Source organism: Bacillus sp. z50, assembly GCF_058313585.1.
On sequence record NZ_JBZFQL010000002.1, the window covers coordinates 69984 to 89182 of the forward strand.

Annotated in this window: 18 protein-coding genes; 4 read left to right on the top strand and 14 right to left on the bottom strand. The window is 36.2% G+C overall.

Going from position 1 to position 19199, the window contains the following annotated elements; translation table 11 throughout:
• Positions 1-21 precede the first annotated feature (21 nt).
• From AC4G3N_RS06200 to AC4G3N_RS06215, 4 genes are all read right to left on the bottom strand, one after another.
• On the bottom strand, positions 22-180 hold the full coding sequence (locus tag AC4G3N_RS06200; protein WP_491089921.1) for a hypothetical protein: 159 nt from the start codon (positions 178-180) through the stop codon (positions 22-24).
• A 646-nt stretch (positions 181-826) separates the two neighbouring features.
• Positions 827-2488 (bottom strand): hypothetical protein, encoded by a 1662-nt coding sequence (locus tag AC4G3N_RS06205; protein WP_491089922.1) that lies wholly within the window; start codon positions 2486-2488, stop codon positions 827-829.
• 1405 nt (positions 2489-3893) lie between these two features.
• Positions 3894-4094, bottom strand: a complete 201-nt coding sequence (locus AC4G3N_RS06210; RefSeq protein WP_050614125.1) for a cold-shock protein — start codon at positions 4092-4094, stop codon at positions 3894-3896.
• Positions 4095-4521: 427 nt separating this feature from the next.
• Positions 4522-5664, bottom strand: a complete 1143-nt coding sequence (locus tag AC4G3N_RS06215) for an acyl-CoA dehydrogenase family protein (RefSeq protein ID WP_491089923.1) — start codon at positions 5662-5664, stop codon at positions 4522-4524.
• Positions 5665-5850: 186 nt separating this feature from the next.
• Here AC4G3N_RS06215 and AC4G3N_RS06220 point away from each other — a divergent pair, with 186 nt between their 5' ends.
• Complete coding sequence (locus tag AC4G3N_RS06220; protein ID WP_139891090.1) at positions 5851-6219, top strand: hypothetical protein; 369 nt, start codon at positions 5851-5853, stop codon at positions 6217-6219.
• 25 nt (positions 6220-6244) lie between these two features.
• On the opposite strand, the gene AC4G3N_RS06225 is transcribed toward AC4G3N_RS06220, so the two are convergent.
• The 6 genes from AC4G3N_RS06225 to AC4G3N_RS06250 form a co-directional block, all read right to left on the bottom strand.
• Complete coding sequence (locus tag AC4G3N_RS06225; RefSeq protein ID WP_491089924.1) at positions 6245-7168, bottom strand: TIGR01777 family oxidoreductase; 924 nt, start codon at positions 7166-7168, stop codon at positions 6245-6247.
• Between the two features lie 128 nt (positions 7169-7296).
• Positions 7297-8004: a Type 1 glutamine amidotransferase-like domain-containing protein gene (locus AC4G3N_RS06230; RefSeq protein ID WP_491089925.1), complete on the bottom strand. Its 708-nt coding sequence runs from the start codon at positions 8002-8004 to the stop codon at positions 7297-7299.
• A gap of 133 nt (positions 8005-8137) precedes the next feature.
• A complete protein-coding gene (locus AC4G3N_RS06235; RefSeq protein WP_140461378.1) occupies positions 8138-8548 on the bottom strand; it encodes a hypothetical protein in 411 nt (136 codons plus the stop codon).
• A 303-nt stretch (positions 8549-8851) separates the two neighbouring features.
• Complete coding sequence (locus AC4G3N_RS06240) at positions 8852-9910, bottom strand: NAD(P)H-dependent flavin oxidoreductase (RefSeq protein WP_491089926.1); 1059 nt, start codon at positions 9908-9910, stop codon at positions 8852-8854.
• Between the two features lie 182 nt (positions 9911-10092).
• Positions 10093-10782 carry a response regulator gene (locus AC4G3N_RS06245; RefSeq protein ID WP_066104175.1) on the bottom strand — a complete coding sequence of 230 codons (690 nt, stop codon included), beginning with the start codon at positions 10780-10782 and terminating at the stop codon, positions 10093-10095.
• A gap of 12 nt (positions 10783-10794) precedes the next feature.
• Positions 10795-12375 carry an ATP-binding protein gene (locus tag AC4G3N_RS06250; protein ID WP_139891100.1) on the bottom strand — a complete coding sequence of 527 codons (1581 nt, stop codon included), beginning with the start codon at positions 12373-12375 and terminating at the stop codon, positions 10795-10797.
• Between the two features lie 88 nt (positions 12376-12463).
• Here AC4G3N_RS06250 and AC4G3N_RS06255 point away from each other — a divergent pair, with 88 nt between their 5' ends.
• Positions 12464-13507 (top strand): DctP family TRAP transporter solute-binding subunit, encoded by a 1044-nt coding sequence (locus AC4G3N_RS06255; protein WP_491089927.1) that lies wholly within the window; start codon positions 12464-12466, stop codon positions 13505-13507.
• 213 nt (positions 13508-13720) lie between these two features.
• The gene (locus tag AC4G3N_RS06260; RefSeq protein ID WP_140461376.1) at positions 13721-14998 is read left to right on the top strand and encodes a dicarboxylate/amino acid:cation symporter; all 1278 of its coding nucleotides are present in this window, start codon (positions 13721-13723) and stop codon (positions 14996-14998) included.
• Between the two features lie 247 nt (positions 14999-15245).
• Here AC4G3N_RS06260 and AC4G3N_RS06265 read toward each other — a convergent pair whose 3' ends face one another.
• Genes AC4G3N_RS06265 through AC4G3N_RS06275 form a run of 3 tightly spaced genes read right to left on the bottom strand, consistent with a single transcriptional unit; the run spans position 15246 to position 17532 of the window.
• Entirely contained in the window at positions 15246-15614 is a 369-nt protein-coding gene (locus tag AC4G3N_RS06265; RefSeq protein ID WP_066104187.1) for a hypothetical protein, read from the bottom strand.
• 13 nt (positions 15615-15627) lie between these two features.
• On the bottom strand, positions 15628-16707 hold the full coding sequence (locus tag AC4G3N_RS06270) for a toxic anion resistance protein (protein ID WP_066104191.1): 1080 nt from the start codon (positions 16705-16707) through the stop codon (positions 15628-15630).
• A 24-nt stretch (positions 16708-16731) separates the two neighbouring features.
• Positions 16732-17532 carry a hypothetical protein gene (locus AC4G3N_RS06275; RefSeq protein WP_066104194.1) on the bottom strand — a complete coding sequence of 267 codons (801 nt, stop codon included), beginning with the start codon at positions 17530-17532 and terminating at the stop codon, positions 16732-16734.
• A gap of 379 nt (positions 17533-17911) precedes the next feature.
• On the opposite strand from AC4G3N_RS06275, the gene AC4G3N_RS06280 reads away from it, so the two are divergent.
• The gene (locus AC4G3N_RS06280; RefSeq protein ID WP_066104197.1) at positions 17912-18373 is read left to right on the top strand and encodes a PH domain-containing protein; all 462 of its coding nucleotides are present in this window, start codon (positions 17912-17914) and stop codon (positions 18371-18373) included.
• Positions 18374-18482: 109 nt separating this feature from the next.
• Here AC4G3N_RS06280 and AC4G3N_RS06285 read toward each other — a convergent pair whose 3' ends face one another.
• Positions 18483-19175 (bottom strand): DUF1919 domain-containing protein, encoded by a 693-nt coding sequence (locus AC4G3N_RS06285; RefSeq protein WP_139891103.1) that lies wholly within the window; start codon positions 19173-19175, stop codon positions 18483-18485.
• Positions 19176-19199: the final 24 nt, after the last annotated feature.

The window sequence follows — 19199 nt, forward strand, 5'->3', positions numbered from 1 at the left end:
AATATTCCCATTCTTTGTCCGCTAAAAGCCCCGTTCACTACTAAATTCTGAGTCTAGCATTTCTTTTGTTACTACATTTCCTTTACATGTTCTATCTTCAATTGTTAAAAGAACATTATTATTAACATCTTTCAAACTATAAATATTGCTATTCTGCACCCAGTAAACTTTATTACGCATATTATTTTCCTCCTAAAATAATTGCAGCTTTTTCAACTTTTTATAATAAAAAAAGACCAGGCGATTAACCTGGCATAAAGAAGATTCGAATATGGAACTCACTACTTCAAGAAGGAATTCGATTTGGAAAGAGAGATAATGTTATTTACCTCTCTATTATTCATATATATAATTCTACAGAAATGTACGTATTTTTTATCTTTTTGCAACCTTTATGTCTCTAATAAATAATATATGTAACTTCAATTAACCAGACACTTTTTGATAATAAACTTTTAAAAGGCTGTTTTTGCAAGGATTCTTGCTATTGAATAGTATTTTTCTAAGTTGTGAAAACAGCCCCCTCTAGAAAGGATGTAGCTGTACTCGTTAATTAACTAAAGCCATAAATAATTTAAGTACGTTTATTTACAAACTTGACCCGCACCTATCATTGATTACGGAATGCCCCGATAGTTTAAGAATACCCATTCACAAACTCTCCTGTATCACTTTAAAGGGAAAATGACACGGTTACACAATTAAGAAAATACTAGTCACTGCTTCTAGTGAACGATTTCAAATCATTTATTTTATAATTCCAACATCCTTGAATAAGAAAACCTCCAAAACGATATCCCTTTAATATATACTTCAGAAAAGGAAGTTACTCAATCTGTGTCTTTATCCATTTAACCATCTCGGATATATTTTGTTTATTTTTGCTATTTCGATAATCATTGCTATATATATTAAATAAATCTGTAAATTCATTAAATGTAGCTTTATTTACTCTTACTTTTTCTTTTTTCACCCAAGCGTGGTATAGTCGGTGCACATTAACATGGAGTGGTATACCCAAAGGTTCCGTTTGATGCAGGATTTTAAATTTTGTAAAAACTCTTTCTTGCTCTTCAACGCTGAAGGAGTGCCAATCTCCAATGTTTAATCCAACCTTTTCCACTGTTATATGAATTAAATCAATAAAGGAAGTTTCACAATGATGTACTTCAATTTTAACTGTCTCATTGTTTTCCCCTTCTATAGATCCCTTAAGAGAATTTGTTAAAGCACATCTATATCCTGTTGACTCAAGTGACTCTTTTTTCCATCTACTAGATGATACCGAAGATCTTAATCTTTTATATAATTCACCGTTTAATGTACTTTCGTCAACTTTACGTATCTTTCCAGGGTGCCCTTTTCCAGCTTTAAATGCATCCCAACTCGTCAAAAAAACAGGATTTTCACCACGATAAAGGTCTTCCCAAAGATATTCGAAATATAGTTTACTTTTTGCATTTATATATTTTTGATCAGGACAGAGTCTATAATTCGGGCGCTCTAAGCTGCAATACCGTTCAATATTATATATAACATTTGAGTTACTTGCCGAGAATATTAAAGGACGTTTCCCGTTTTTTATTTCTTGATGTCGCAATTCAACAAGATAACCTTCACTAGTTATCCCTGCTTTTTTATTTTTATCCACTTTAATATCATCCATACCTTGTTCATTTAAAAGTAATTGTAGGTTTTCATAGTAGTATTTACATCTACTGTCAAATGGGATTGGATGACTAATAATCTCACTATCTAATTGGTAAACGCATACTGTAATTGAATACCCTTCAGAATTTATCGCATCTACAGTTTTTTTTGTAGGATTAAGAGTATTAGGGATAATGGTGTATCCGTGTTTTTTTAATGTTATATTAATATTATCTAGTAGATAGGGGCTGTCCTTATCATATTTAAAAAAAGAACTTATATCCCTTGACAACAAATTACCAATGTACACCTTATATTTATAGCAATCCTTATCTTCTACAATATATGGTGCATCATAATCAATGTATGATTTTGATAATAATTTACTGAATCCCACTTTCTTACATAAGACACCTAGGTTGTGATATTTGTATTTGTTGTAACGGCTAAATGGGGAAGGAAAGTTACTACCTACACTTTCTTTAATGTTTTTTTCAGTAACTAAGACAATATAACCTTCTTTAGTTATACAATGAATAGCACTTCTATTATCAAAATATTCATCTTCAATATTAATTGGTTCAAGTCCAAAAGATTTTAGTTTGCTTTTTGCATTTTCTCGTGATTCTTTAAGACGACAACATTTACAAGGGTTTAATCCATTTTCGATATTTTTATTTATAGTAGCTAGATAATATTTATTAATTGTTCCTTGAGGACATCTCATATTGAAAATAATAGCTTTATTATTTGGAATTTTTTCAAGAACTTTAAATTTATAACCTTTATTACTTAATGTCCGCTCTACAATTTCACAACTGTAAATTTCTTTTGCCATTATTCACATCACCTCTTTACATTAGGAAGACATTTATAAATTCCCACAAAAAAATACCATCTTGCTATTCACAAGAAGGCTATATTTTAAGCGTATCGACCGCTCGTTTAAGATTTTTAATCATGTCAGAACTACAGGGTGTAACTGCATATGTCATATTACATTTTGGATAGTTCATAATAACGGTTTTAAAAACAAAAGTCTCTCCACATTCACAGTTAATATTATGAGCTACTTTAGGTTGATGAGTCTCTGTCTCTCATACTTTCACATGGTCAACCACAACTCTACCATCATTTTATGTCGAACAATTCACAACCTATTAAAAATGCCTCTATCTGGTTTCTAAAGATTCAAAATTATTATAACATAATAAAATAGTTTGTGATAAACGCATAAGAATTACAATAAAAAGGGCATAAACCCTTCTTGGATTACTGCCCATTCGCTTCATAAAATTATTTATAAATAATATAATAAGTTGATTTTACATAGTTCTCATTTCTTCATTTTACACTTACAACATATCTGTTATGCATCATCAAACCCCTTTTTATCCAACATAATGTTACAAGATAAAGTGACCTACATCATATGTACTAAAGTAACATAACAATAAATAACAAAAGAAATCCCAACCTCTTCCCGTGTCTCCATCATAAATTCCTCTTTTACCTGGATATAATGAAATATAAAAAGTAATCCTTTTAATTAAAGAAAAAGTTAATAACTAATTTTTGCGAAGTGTCGTGTAATTCACTTCCTTTTTATCTTTTAAAACATTGTCTTTGATAATAGCTTTAAAAGAGTGCCGATGAATCTAATTATTTATTTTCTATATCATTCTTTGAAGATAAATGAAGAACCATATCGTAACCATCACTTTTCTCAACATTTAGTTGGTCGTCAACCCTTTCTATTATCCACATTTGTCCAATTGCTAATGCGAGTTCAATAGTGTTTTCCTCTTCACTTATAACATTAAATGAATAACCCAGCGGACTTAGCTTATCATCCCACCAGATTCATCAAAAGTTATTTCCATAGTATTGCCCATCTCTTGGTAATGCCGAAACCCAATTATTTCTTTTAAAGATGAAAAAATGGGACAAACCTATTTAGGTAGTCCCATCTAATAATTAAAGATATAATTTTCCATGCCCAAGGATAATGTGGTCAAGAAGCTCTATCCAAAGGATAGTTACAGTGTAATGTCTGTTTTAAATTAGTGATTATAAACCACTGTGCTATACTTAGCCTACCATTTGATATTACTAGTTTCATACGTTTGTTACAGAGGCTCTATTCATTTCTTGAATTGAATAGGGCTTTATTTTTATTCTCAAAATTATTGATTAAACAAAAAATAGACCCTACTAATGTAGGGTCTATCTATTAGCTGTTATTAAGCTTTTTGAACGTTTGTAGCTTGTGGGCCACGTTGTCCTTGTTCTACTTCAAACGTTACACTTTGACCTTCGTCTAAAGATTTGAAGCCTTCGCTTTGGATTGCTGAGAAATGTACGAATACGTCTTCTCCACCTTCACGTTCAATAAATCCAAAACCTTTATCTGCATTAAACCATTTCACTTTACCTTGTTCCATAATTGTTGCCTCCTAGTGTGTTTCCACACAATGTGTTACTATCCTTGCTCAAAAACCTTAGACGAAAATCAAAATCGCTTCTCAATCTGAAAACGAACAAAAATAATTCTTCTTTAGAATAACAGATAAATTCTAAAATAGCAAATTATTAGACTTATACCTTCTATATCACACTAAACATGTGAGTTAATATTCTTCAAGGAGAAATGTTTACATTTGGTAATTTCAGGCGTATCACCAAATAAATCAATGATTCACTAGTGAACTGAGATAATTATAGTCATTGGCTCTCAATCTTCTGTGAATTTTATTACTTAAAAACCTTCATTAACGTAAAACAAGGTAAACCATTAGATTTACCCTGCTCTCTTTAAACATTATACCGGTAAGCTTAAATCATTTTCTTAATCTTACCTTTTTTCTTCTATTATATTTGTTTCTCTAATGCACTTTTAGCAAGTAAGGTCAATGTAGAATCATCCATAGGAGGATTATGCAGACCAGCTCGAACATCACGATAATATCTTTGCATTGGATTTTTCCGTTGCAGGCTTTGTGCGCCGACTATTCGCATGGCTGTATCGACAATCGAGATTGCTTGATTGGTTATAGCCGTTTTAACAGCTGCCAATTCAGGACCCATTTGTTCACGTTTCTCAGGATACTGCTCCCATCTTTGAGCAATAGAATATAAAAAGCTCCTAGACTGCATCAGCTCAAGCTCCATTTGACCAATCTTTGCCTGAATATGCGGCAGTTCAGAGATTGTGCCCTTTAAACTGTTTGGTGAATACGTTTTTGCAAATTGAATCGCATAGTTACGCGCTCCCATTGCAATGCCGATATAACAGGCAGGTATATGTAAAAGCCAGCCTGATGCTTTTCTAGCAGAAGCTCTTTCCACAAAATCTTCTTCACGAAGCACTACATTTTCCATAAGTAAATCATGGCTGCCAGTTCCCTGCATCGAGATCATATCCCATGTTTCATCAATACTCACACCGCTCTGGTTTTTGTATACTTTAAACCAACCAATCGTTTCCTCGTCAGGAATCCATGCACTTACAAGAAAAATATCCAAAACCGGAGCCAGTGAGGTGTACGTTTTTCTTCCGTTAAGAATCCATTTATCTCCTTTTCTAAGAGCGATCGTCTCTGGTCTACCTCCCCTTGTTGGGCTACCTGTCGCTGGTTCAGATGCGGCACGATTAACCAAAGCTCCGTCAGCGATTTCGTTAAATAGTTTCTTTTTATTTTCTTCTGTCCATGTTTTATTTTCTAAGAGCTCCAGGATCACCATATTGTGCCACCCAATTGCTAGTGACGTTGAACCGCAATGCTGGGCGATGATCTCCTGGCCAAGCAAAAAAGTCGTTAACCCTTCCCCTGCTCCTCCAAATTCCTGTGGCAAGGTTAAGGTTGTATACTTCATTTTTTTCAAATCGGTAATATTCTCGGCTGGAAATGAGCGTTCCTCGTCATATTTTTGTGCACTTACAGAAAACTCTTTTGCTACGTCTTTTAATTGCTGCAAAATAGTTTCTTGTTGCTTTGTTAAATATTCCTCCATGTTGCCAGCTCCCTTATCGAAAAAACTATTCTGGGTTGAATAGTATGGTTTATATGTTTATCATATCACTTTGCCGTTTCTATACCATTACCAAACTATAATTATTCCCCTATTCCCTAAGCAAAACGCCTATGCAAATGATCTATAACGTGCATTAACTAATTATAAAGAGAGGGGAGACTACATTTGAGTAATGAAAGTGATAAAGATTTTTTTGATTATGCTTCTGATCTAATTAGTGAACAAGTCCAGGTTATTACAGTTGAAGGTTCATATTACGGGGAATTAAAGGCGTTAAAGAGCGACTTTTTGTTGCTGCTTACCACAAATAGAGGTCAAACTAGCATAATAGCCATCCGCTTCAAGAAAATAATTGGCATTTCAAGAAACCTATACAAGGAAAGAAGACGTCCATTATTCTTCGGTCAACAATGGAACCAAGAGCAGGATCATACAGACGACCAATATGATGATCATGTAGAGGATCATTATGAACATTCAGCAGACAATGATCATGGTGAGCATGAAAATCATGATTTTCATGACGAAAAATAATTCAAAAGAAGTAAGGACTCTGCTTTTACCTCCGCGAGTCCTTTCTTTGTTTTACTAATTGCCTTAGAGCAGACCTTAAATCCGGATAGATAAATGAGTATCCGGCTTCGATTAATTTTTTGGGTATCACCTTTTGCCCTTGCAGTATTAACGTACTCATTTCTCCAAGAGCTGTCTTCATGAAAATAGAAGGAATGGTTGTCCAATGCGGTTTATTAAGTACCTCACCCAGAGTTCTACCGAAATCCTCCATTCTCATTGGATGCGGAGCTGTAAAATTCACCGAGCCTTTTATTTGGTTATTTCGGATACAGAATAACATTGCATTTGCTACATCCTCAACATGAATCCACGAATACCATTGTCGGCCTGAACCTAAATTACCTCCGACAAATAGCTTATAGGGCAAAACCAATTTTGGAAAAGCCCCTTCTTTGGCACCAAGAATTAGGCCAAAACGGGCAAATACGACTCGCATCCCAAAATCCGTTAACTTTTGTGCACCCTGTTCCCACTGAACAACAGTTTCCGCTAAAAAATTGTCACCTGCTTGTGCCCATTCCTCATGATAGGTTTGTTCTAGAGATGGCTCATAATAACCAATAGCACTTGCATTTATTAAAATGCGAGGTTTAGGGTCAAGCTTTGCTATTATCCTATAGATCTCATTTGTTGCATTTATACGGCTTTTTAAAATTTGCTTTTTTCTTTTCTCCGTCCAACGACCAGAATTCAGGGATGTCCCAGCTAAATTAACAATAGCTTCAATCCCTTCCAATTCCTCTTCTGGTTTACTATATTCATTAAGCCATTCGACTGGTTTAACAGTTGACATTGTCAGCTTATTTTTATTACGGGTCAAAATATAAACCTCGTGACCTTCCCTGACTAATAATGCAGCAAGTTCCTTCCCAACAAAACCGCTACCGCCGGCAATCGCTATCTTCATCCTCCGCACCCCCCATTCATTTGCGACTATCAATTCAGAAAGACTTTTAATCTATTTTTGCTTACTTTTCTACTTCCCTCAAAAGAAAAAGATGTAAACATCATAATAATTACAACGTGGTATTCTCTCTATAAGTCTTCCTTTCCTAAATAATAGGGTTCCAGGATTTTTTCCTCAATGCCATCTTCAGAAATTTTAACACTATAGGCGGCGGCGTTCGGTCTGGAGCTCACTACTTTTACCAGCTCTCCATTTACATAATGAAGCCCTACCCCTTCATCAGCAGCAATACCTGGATTTATTAATCTATCTTTAACCATTTGTAAATAGGCAGGTCTTCTATTCATTTCACCGTCGTAGTGAGGTGAATGACTCCCCTTTAATATCCCCAATGCCTTTATTGGTTCAAGTGTATCTCCAAATGAATCGGTCAATCCTTCCTCATACCAGCAAATTGCACCTGCACTTATACCGCACAATAGGATTCCTTGGTCATAAGCAGTTTTCAGTATTCGATCCAATCCCCACTCTTTCCAGAGAATTAATAAGTTCTTCGTATTACCTCCACCTACATAGATAATATCCTGTTCGAGTATGTAATCCTGCAAATTTTTGGTTGGAGGCTTAAATAATGATAAGTGAGTTGGTTCGCACTCCTGCTCATTAAAAAAGGTATAAAACCTTTGTACATACCCGTCCGCATCCCCGCTGGCAGTTGGTACAAAGCATATTTTTGGCCTATTTACAGTAGCCTGTTTTAAAATATATCGATCCAATAACGGATTATCCGGTTCCATTGAGAAACCTCCGCCTCCTAAGGCAATAATCTGTCGCATAGCTCAATCCTCCCTAACTTTTGACGACCAATAACGTTCAGGCAAAACTTAGTCTATAAATAACGTTTAATATATGTTTGTTAACAGCGTTTATAATGAACAAATGCATAAAAAAGCCTTACTTAAGGCTTCTTTAAAACTTCAGTACTATTGATTTACCATCATCCTTAGAATGAATAGTTACTTGTTTTTGTACAGAGCGATTTTTTTCTAAATGGACATCATATGAACCAGGTTCTATGGTCAACTCATATTCACCTTTACTATTAGTTTGAACATTTAAGGGTTTCTTGTCTTGATTCTTAGAGTTTTTCTTAATCAAAATATCAGTTTCACCAAGTGCATGACCGGATGAATTCAAAAGGATAAATTTTATTTGAACATTTCTTCTGATATCCTCATCCGAGGAAGCAGTGATTTGTTTACTAGACGTGTGATTTAAATTCAAATCATGATCCCCAAAAGAATAGAAAATGGCATACAGATAAATCGAAAATACGATTACTGCATAAAATATGAGTTTAACCTTCGCCATCATATTCACATCTGATCGCCCCTTCATTCCCTTTAAAAAGTAATCATGAGCCTGCCTACTACCATTATATTTCCATCCTTAAGCTATCATTCCCTTCCAGTAATTTAAATTTGTTACGAAAATACTAATAAGTGGCTCTAATAATCAGTTTGATAAACAGTATTGGAAGAGCAGAAAAAATGAACGAATTTGAACATTTAATTAGTCTATTACAACATGGAGCGATCTGGTCCATATTTACAACCATAGGATATTTATTTTTATTAGTTTGGTGGTTTTTGTTCTTATTCAAAAGTAAAAATAAAAGATAAATTATAAATTTACAAACTGGTTCAGAATCCCTTTTGATTCTTCTTGAAGAGATTGTATTAATTCTTTAACCGATACTTCCCTGCTTAATCTTGGGCTCTGCCCAGACCAAAGTGACATATATTCCTTATTATTTTGTTCAATTGCTACCCTTCTTATTTCTTTAGTTAATGCATTTTGATAAGGATAAGCCGGCAATTCATTTTCGTACTCTCTCATATTTTCCATGAATTTATTGTTAACACCCCGGGCTGTCTTACCAGAAAAGACCCTGGTTAATAATACATCTTCTTCTGATGCATTAAGAATAGCCTTCTTATGTAATGGATGTGCTCCACTCTCTTTTGTAGTTAAAAAAGCTGTGCCTAATTGAACTGCTTTTGCACCAAGGCATAAAGCTGCTATGATACCTCTCCCATCCATAATCCCTCCTGCAGCAATAACAGGTATGGAAACATTGTCTACAACTTGTGGAATTAAAGACATTAATCCTATTAAGCTATCTGGATTCATAAATGATCCTCTATGTCCTCCTGCTTCGCTCCCTTGAACAACCACTGCATCCATTCCTATACTCTCAACTATTTGGGCTTCTTTTACATTTGTTGCAGTACCTATAACAACTGTTCCGACCTTTTTTAATTCTTTCACAATCTCTTTACTTGGAATACCAAATGTGAACGAGCAAACCTTCAATTTTTCTTTTAATACTATTTCAATTTGTTCATCGAATTCTGATTTAGTAGAAATCGACAAATCCTTTACTATCTGAAGTTCTTTTCGATATTGGTCTAATAAACTATTCGTTTTTAAAATTTTATCTTCTATTAATTCATGATTTTCAGGTACAAAAAGATTTATACCAAATGGATGTTTAGTTAACTTTTTTACATTATGTATGAATTCTCTTGTTTTATCTGCTGTTAAATAACCGGCTCCAATACTACCTAAACAATTATTATTTGAAACTGATGAAACTAGTTCCGGAGTGGTCACGCCTGCCATAGGAGCTTGTAAGATGGGATATTTAATCCCTAACTCTTGAATCAATTTATTCTCCATAACGAGTTCCCCCTCATTTTTTTGAATTTATAATAAAGTTTTTCCCCAGGATGTATTGTATTTTTTACTTTTCATTGCTAGGTTGCCAAACGTTGAATAACCTTGAATGGATATTGCAATAATTCTCTGATAAAACAAGAAATATTTAGCTTTTGTAGCTTCTTAACTGATTAATGCTAATATCAATTAACCGTTTGATAACGGTTGATAGGCCGTCCTATCCCGCCATACTGTAATACAATTTCTACTTTGTTTTGCTTTTCGAGATGTTCCAGATAACGACGAGCTGTGACTCTTGCAAGTCCAGTCCCTTCGGCAACTTCTTCTGCCGAGATTGGTTTCTTTTTCTCTTCGATGAATAGAAGTATTTTCTCCATTGTTGCCGGGTTAAGTCCTTTAGGGAGTACTTCCTTCTTCATTTTATGCCCCTGTTCAGGTTGGCTGCGCAAGAGACGGTCCAATTCATCCTGAGTCAACTCCTCTTTCTGTTTGAATTGCTCCCTGTATGCCTTATAGTTTTCGAGCGCTTGCTTCATTCGCTCAAAGGTGAATGGCTTCATGACATAGTCAAAAGCTCCAAACTGCAGAATTTCCCGAATTGTCTGCTGGTCATTAGCTGCCGTAACGACGATGACCTCTGTCGAAATGGCCTTTTCCCTGATTTTGCGGATAGTAGCAAGCCCATCCTGTTCAGGCATGAATATATCCATTAAAACAAGTTCTGGCTTCAAGATTTCTATTTGTTCAAGCCCCACCTTACCGTTCGGGGCAAAACCGACGACATGGAAGCCTTCTATTTTCTCAATAAACCCACGATTAACCTCGCGTACCATTGGATCGTCCTCAATTAGTAATACAGTAACTGTTTCCATTTCATTTCCCCCTTAAAAAGTAATGACAATGCTGGTCCCTTCACCAGGAGAACTATCCACTTCAATATTGCCGCCGCCTTTGGCGACAATTTCATGAATCAAGTACATGCCAATCCCATGTCCTTCTTCTTGTTTGGTGGTGTATCCATTTTTGAATAGATTATTGATGACGGCTTCATCCATCCCAATTCCATTATCCTCCACCAAAATTGATGTAGATTCATCCGTTTGGTCCAAGCTAATAGACACTTTACGCTCTTTTTGGATAGATTTCTGTACAGCCTCGAATGCATTTTCAATAAGATTTCCGATAATGACGACAAAATCATGATGGTCAAGCCCATTGGGAAAATGAGTCCAATTGCTGTTCTTATCTATTTCGACTTCGATACCTAGTTCTTTCCCATGGCTAACCTTACTTAAAAGCAAACCTGATAGATTGTCATCTTTAATGCGTTCATGTAGGAAATCAGTGAGCATTTCTTGTTCTTCTTTAGCTTGGAAGATATATTCAGTTGCTTTTTTATATTTACCAAGCTGAAGCAAGCCTGCGATTGTATGCATCTTATTTTTATGTTCATGATTTTGAACACGGAGAGCCTGAACAAAAGCCTTTACGCCTGTAAGCTCCTCGGCTAGCTTCTTCACGTCTGTCCTGTCCTGAAAGACTGCGACGGCTCCAATCGTTTTGCCCCTTACCTGAATAGGAATACGATTACTCAAAATGGAATGCTGGTTGACCAATAACTCCTTATTATAGACCGGGTGATTAAAATCAATGATTTCTGGCAATCTTGTATCAGGCAGAACATCATAAATATTCTTGCCGATTAGATTTTGCTTATCTACACCAAGGATACGATAGGCCTTTTCATTAAAAACCGTAATGGTCATATCATTATCAATAGCGATAATTCCTTCATGCATGGCATTGAAGGTTTCATTCCGTTCGGCATAGAGACGAGCTATTTCATGTGGCTCAAGCCCAAACATTTGGTTTTTAACATGCCGTGCCAGTGACCATGCTCCCCATGCGCCAAGTAGCAGCGAAAAACCAATAGCCAAGAAGATTTCAATCCTTGTCCCCCATACAATTTCCCATAGAGTTGGGGTCAGATATCCTGTGATAACCACCCCTACCTGATTATGTTCATCATCCATAATAGGAACAAATCCGCGCATAACTGTGCCTGCTTCTCCATTCGCTTTAGAGACATAGCTGTGTTCCGTAAACGCAGCATCCTCATCTGCCGTTTTTGACACTGTACCTATCATCCTTTTGACAGGATGGGACAGTCGGATACGATTATTATTGAGCACAACAATATAATCAGCATTATTGATAACCCTAATCCGCTCAACAACTGGGTTTATTTCTTCCGCTCTGCTTTTGTCACCGCCTTCTGAAAGCAGCTTCCTCACCTCAGGCAATTCAGCAACCGTTCTTGAGAGGAGCAGGCTCCGTTCGCTGATTTCTGCCTCCTTCTTTTCCATGAAACTTCCGAGCACAAAGATACCTGCAACAGCAAAAGAACAGATAATGATGAAGAAAGTCATAGTCATAATCTTCCAATGGATAGATATTTGCTTCATGCCCAAAACTCCTCGAGTAACTTTTTTCCATTGTACCACCAAAAAACATGGTAGAATATTGAAAAGAATAATATGGCGGGGATATGATATGAAAAGTTTTTTAATAACAGCTGTTTCCATCATTGCTGTATTGGTGATATACATGGGAGTTCGGCATGATTTTGGGCAGAAAGCAAGCTTACCGCCTGATTTTGAACAAGAGGGCTTAAACGAACAAATTGTCATCAACTTTAGTCATGTTGTTGCCGAAAATACACCAAAAGGGCTCACCGCTGATAAATTTGCAACGCTAGTCGAGAAGAAGACTAACGGAGCTATCCAGGTAGAGGTATATCCAAACAGCACACTCTACTCAGATGGGGAGGAACTGCAAGCTTTGCAAAATGGCGATATCGAGATGATTGCTCCCTCCTTCTCAAAAGTGACAGATTGGATTCCCGAATGGCAAGTTCTCGATCTGCCGTATTTATTGAAGAATTATAAAGATATAGAAGAGATTTTCACAGGTCCCATAAAGGGAGAGCTATTAGGGATGCTTGATGAGTATGGTGTAAAGGGCTTGGCCTTTTGGAATAATGGATTTAAACAAATTACAACGGCCCATTCTCCTGTTAAACTGCCAGATAATCTTGAGGGACTTACTCTGCGTACCATGCCAAGTAACATGCTCAAAAGGCAGCTGAACCTTGTTGGTGCAGAGAACCGAAGCGCTTCCTTTGACCAGGTTTATAGTTTATTAGAAAGGGAGAAGCTTGACGGCCAAGAAAATACGATCTCTAACATTGATTCTAAGGGTTTCTATCAAGTGCAAGATCATATGATACTATCCAACCATGGTATTCTTGGATATGCAGTCATGATTAACAATGAGTTTTGGAACAGTCTTCCAAAGAATTTACAGCAGGCAGTCATCGAAGCAATGGACGAAGCGACAGCTTGGAACTTAACGCAATCCGAGCAAATGAACAGAGAATCCTTAGCGAAATTGGAAGCTTCCGCTGAGCTTGAAATCTATCATCTAAGTGGCGAAGAATTACGGCAATGGCAGCAAACTTTCTTGCCACTGTATGATTACTATAAGACCCAATTCGACGAAAAACTATTAAAAAAGATTCAAGAGTCGATTGACTGATGAGGCCTTCCCCTACGGAAGGTCTTTCTTTTTCATATAGATTAGATGCTGATTAAAGAAATATGCTCATTCTTTCGATTAAGAAAATTATCCTGATGACCAAAAAGACCAAAAAGAACATTAAAACCATAATCCCACAATTCCTTCTTTATCCTTTAAGATAAACACAATAAATTGTAAGCGCTAACAATAAAACAGAAAGAAGGGGCGGCTTTGAAAATCTTTAAGAATCTAACTGTCCAAGTTGTCACCGGTATCATTTTAGGGATTATGGTAGGGGCAATTTTCCCTGAGTTCGGTGCCAGTTTAAAAATCCTTGCTGATTTATTCATAAAATTAATTAAAATGTTGATTGCTCCAATTATCTTTTTGACAGTAATCATTGGGATTGGAAGCATGGGCAACCTAAAGAAAATCGGGAAGATTGGCGGCAAGGCTTTATTGTATTTCGAAATTGTATCCACTCTTGCTTTAGCAATCGGTATTCTTGTCGTCAACTTTGTTCAGCCTGGAAGCGGGCTTAATACAGAGAATTTAAAAACTGGCGATGTATCTCAATATACGGCACAGGCTGCTGAATCGGATCAGGGCTTCGGAGCATTCATTCTGAACTTGATTCCTGAGAATGTTGTCGGCGCCCTTGCTTCAGGGGAACTGCTTCCGGTCTTGTTCTCAGCAATTCTATTCGGACTGGCTGCTGCTTCTGTCGGCGAAAGAGCCAAACCAGTCATCACCTTCTTTGAAATAGTAGCTGATATATTCTTTAAGATTGTCAATATGGTTATGAAAATATCCCCTATCGCCGCGTTTGCCGCAATGGCCTATACAATCGGAAATTTCGGTCTTGGATCGCTTGTTTCACTCGGAAAATTGATGGGCTCTGTGTACCTCACTATGTTTTTATTCGTCGTCTTGGTCCTCGGCTCAATTGCAAAATATTACGGTTTTAATATCTTTAAGTTCATGGCCTATATTAAAGAAGAGATTCTGCTGGTTCTTGGTACATCATCTTCCGAATCTGCCCTGCCGGGAATGATGCGAAAGCTAGAAAACTACGGCTGTTCAAAGCAAGTCGTCGGTTTGGTCATCCCTACAGGGTACTCCTTTAACCTTGATGGTACATCTATATATCTATCAATGGCCGCCATCTTTATCGCCCAGGCCTATGGGATTGATTTGACCATCTGGCAAGAACTGACCTTGCTTGGCATATTAATGCTAACCTCAAAAGGCGCTGCAGGGGTGACAGGATCCGGCTTTATCACACTGGCCGCCACTTTGGCTGCCTTCCCAATGATTCCGGTAGAAGGAATGGCGTTATTAATTGGTGTCGATCGTTTCATGTCTGAAGCACGTGCAATTACGAACCTAATTGGCAACGGTGTGGCAACTGTTGTTGTTTCTAAATCAGAGAAAGAATTCAATGCGGATTTTGTGCCTGATGAACAAGCAAAGAGGTATGATGCCACTTCTCCTGCAGACAATCTATAAAACAAAGAGAAAGACAAGCCGTGCCTCCATCTGCCAGCTTGTCTTTCTTTTTAAATACTTTTTCTAATTTTCCATTCATATACGGATGATCAACCTGTGATACTTATTATTTTTCATTTTCAGGTTAATTTAATTATTGCTCTTAATCCATACCTGAGAAGATAGCTGCATAATGAAAAGACTGCCTATCTGACGTCCCGTCTCTGAAGAACAGTTAAATAAAAAAAACGCCGAATCAATCGGCGTTTCAGTAGTATATTCGATTTCCTTTTTCCTTCTGCTTTTTATAATACTTGTCGTATGCAACCAATGTTAAGACTGCTAGGATGGGATAACACAGTACCATGGAGTTGTATGAAGTGTATCCTGCAAAATTAAAATGGAATAGCAGGAAACCAATCGTATTAATGACAAGCAACCTCATTTTCAATGAATGGTTTTCTTTCATTTTCATAAAGAATAAGCCAAATAAAAGAATTGTAATCCCGATGGACATGGAAATATAGGAACCCAGGAACATTCCAAATGAATCAAAGAATACCACTGGTATCAATCCACTGAACATCACGGTCAAATAACAGGTTAGCAGCAAGAGAGAATATCTAACATATTGCATGGTTTCTTCCCCCTTATTGATTTAATAACTTCGTTTTCATTTCTCTGTTCATATCATCCAGCTTCGTTACAAACTCTTTACTGCTGGCGATAATCCTTCTGCTGGATGCTTCCTGGGTCTCAATAGCAGAATAAATATCCTGGTAAGCCTTTTGAAGCTTTTCAATCGAGATAGATGGATTCTCCAGGAGCTTCGTTGTTTTTTCTGTGTTTTCTTTTAGCATTTGCGCGTTTGCCAAAATCATGTTTTCTGTAGCTTCATTTACGTCATTGATTGCTGTAATGATTCTTTCCTGATTTTGCAGTGCCAAATGAATAGCAGATGTAACGGGAGCTAAGTTCTTAGTCGTATCAATTGCATTCCGAATGGCTTCTTTCAATTTATCATTATTTTTCTTGATAATATCAACAGAAGCAAGGGATTGCTGTAGCACATTTACCATAGAGCTCATATTCTTTGTTCGCACAATAATTTTCTCCTGTGCCTCCATGACAAGCTGCTGCTTATTCTGCCATTCTGGATCGTTCTTTTTATCCTCAATCATTTGGAAAAGATGCTGACCCATATAGATTTGTTTATCTAAGAGATAAATTTTTTCATGGACATCTTTTTTGATGACATCAAGCTCAGCATTATCCTCCTGAAGCATATCTCTTCCTCTAAGTAAGGACTGGACGATTTCATCAATATTCTTTTCCACTGTTTGATACTTTGCAATAAACTTTTCATTTGAACTCTTGCGCAAAAACTTCGGAACAATCTTTGCTATTCCTTTTGTCTGATAGGCATTTGGATTTAGGTCAGAAACCGCCTCGCGAAGCTTGAGCAGATTAGTTGGTATATCGTGATTGTCCTTGTTGTCCATCATGTCCTTGACTGGTCTGCGTAGACTGTTTAATGATTCCCCAGCCATACGTTGCTCATTGCCGCCGAAATTGCTTAAATGCTCTAGGACGGAGTCAATATTATGTGCATCCGTGTCAGATATTTTTTTGACGACCTGAGTTGCTTCATCATTTAATTTTTTCATATCTTCGGGATTTATGAATGATTGAATCGCTGTTTCATCAAATTCCCTATTTTGTTCACTCATCGGTTTTCCACCTCTTGTCCAACATTATTTTTCGTATCTTTGATCGATTGTAGTCAATGTTTTCTTTAAGTCAAATTCCCTTGTATTGTCAATATGTCTGCGAATTTGTGTAATTCGCTCCTGTATGATAATCAGTCGATTTAATGTATCATGTTCATACTTTTCTTGTTGTTTGGATTCCAATTGACTAAAGTCAGCTATCAGCTTTCGTAAATCTTTAATTATTGTCTCCTTAACCTGATGCTCATAATCAACATCAGAGATGAGATCCACATGCTCCAGTAAATAACCCAGGCTTGGGATAATTTGAGTAAAGGCATGATCAATCGGTGATGAGAGATAGTTTCTTTTTCTCGCATCTTCCAGCTCGTTTATAAGAGCAGTAAAGTTATTGTTATTTTGATATATCATTTTCATTTTTTCCGGCTGAAAACTCATAATAGCCCATCTTAAAAACAGGTCAATCTTTTCTAGATCGCTTTCTTTCTTTAATAACTGTTCAGAGATTTTCTTTTCTGTATAAACTCTAGATCTTGTATCGTATCGAACATCCAGTAAAGGCTGTTTGGTTTTAGCTTTTTGCGCATTAATCGTAATGTAATCCGGTCCAGCCAAGATAGATAGTATATTTGAATCCAATTCATATACATAATGGGCATAACGATCATCCAATTGAGTGCATACAAACTGGTCTTTTTGATTTTTACCTGCTATTCGCTTCATCACATTTGCCAAACGTTCCTGTTTTGGTCCTGCTGGTTTTGCGTCCTGCAGAAAAACTACAGCTGTAGCTCCTACCAATCCAAGAAGGATCATATAGAACATAAACAGTCACCCCTTTCTAAGGCAATTTTACCATACTATACATACGAACAAACAGACAGATAGTTTCAAAAAACATTGGTAATTTTCATTTCCTGTAGCACTTTTATCAAAAATAATGGATATCTCAAGAAAAACTATATTTATATATTATTTCTTTCCCTAAGCGAATATCTTAATTTAAAATTTCAGAATAGAAACTATTTTACACACCTAAAATATGGATTGTTTTGGTAAAATACAAATTGAAAGCTGACCCAAATCGTAAAACGGCCAATCGACGGCGAATTTCCATTAATTCACCTGTTAATTTGAAGGGTAAATTACATCTACATACGTACCACCAAGAAAGTATAAATTCAAACGAATAGAGGATGATAGCATGTATTTTTCATCAAAAAGAGACTTATGGATAACCGCTACCATTTGGTTATTCGCATTTATTTTTATTCTTTCACCCATTTTCTTTCCAGACCTTGGTGTTTGGATGACCCCTGAGTTCTTAGACAAGCAATGGATTAAAATCGTACTCTTAGTACCAGTTGGTTTTTGTTTAATGTGGATATGGCTTAAAACGGGATATACAATTGCGGAAAATCTCCTCACCATACACTACGGTCCATTTAAGAAGGAAATTAAGATTGATACGATTAGTAGTATAAGAAAAACCAGAAATCCTTTTACAGATCCTGCCCAATCTATGAATAAAATAGAAATTAATTTTACAGGATTTAATACGATTGCCATTTCACCAAAAAACCAAACTGAATTTGTTCGTCAATTATTAAAGCAAAATCCACATATAAAAACGGATTACCATTTTGAAAATCGTACGGAGAGTTAGGATAAGAATTAATAGATTAGCCTTTTTAAGTGCAATCTGCCTGCAGCGTCGGTCTAATACCATGAGCACATAAAAAACACCGGAAAACACCGGTGTTTTAATTAATTATCTATTTGTTGTCGATTAGCTTAAAAGGAAAATGCAGTTCAAAATTGGCTTTTCTTTTTTCAGGCTCTTTCTTAATCACTTCCCCTGTATTCAGCCAAGATGCTACATCAAAGTATTTCTTATAATCCGTTAGCTCATTTTGTAATTTGGTTTCTATGTGTTGATTTGAAAAACAAATCACATTGTCTAAATGTCCCATTGGCCTAGCCGTAAAACAGACTTTGTTTTTTAAAGGCAACTGATTGAACGTTTCAATACATTCTTTTCTGCACTGATACTGATCGCTGAATTTAAAAAACAACTGATCCCAATTTATGCGTTTAACTCTTTCATTCCAGTCATTTAATGCTGTCTGTTTATACTTATAGGAATAGAAATGGATCTCCACTTTCTGGTCCAACAGCCCAATGGGATAGATATCCGTTATTCCATCATATTTTGAATGGAGTGTAAATTTAAGGGGAGATTTCATATAATGCTCAAAGTTAGATAAAAGCTCAATATAGTCCGGTGCAAATATGAACATTCCAATAAATGGAGAGTTGTATTCCATACCTAAATCATCGTATACTTTCTTGCCCCAATCATTGTCTGAGACAATCGTGAAATGACTGTTTTTCACTTTCTTTTTCATATCCAGATGAAAACAATAACTAGATATCTTTTTCGTTATTTTTTGTAGATAACCTTCCATTTTATCTCCCCCTTTCTACATTAT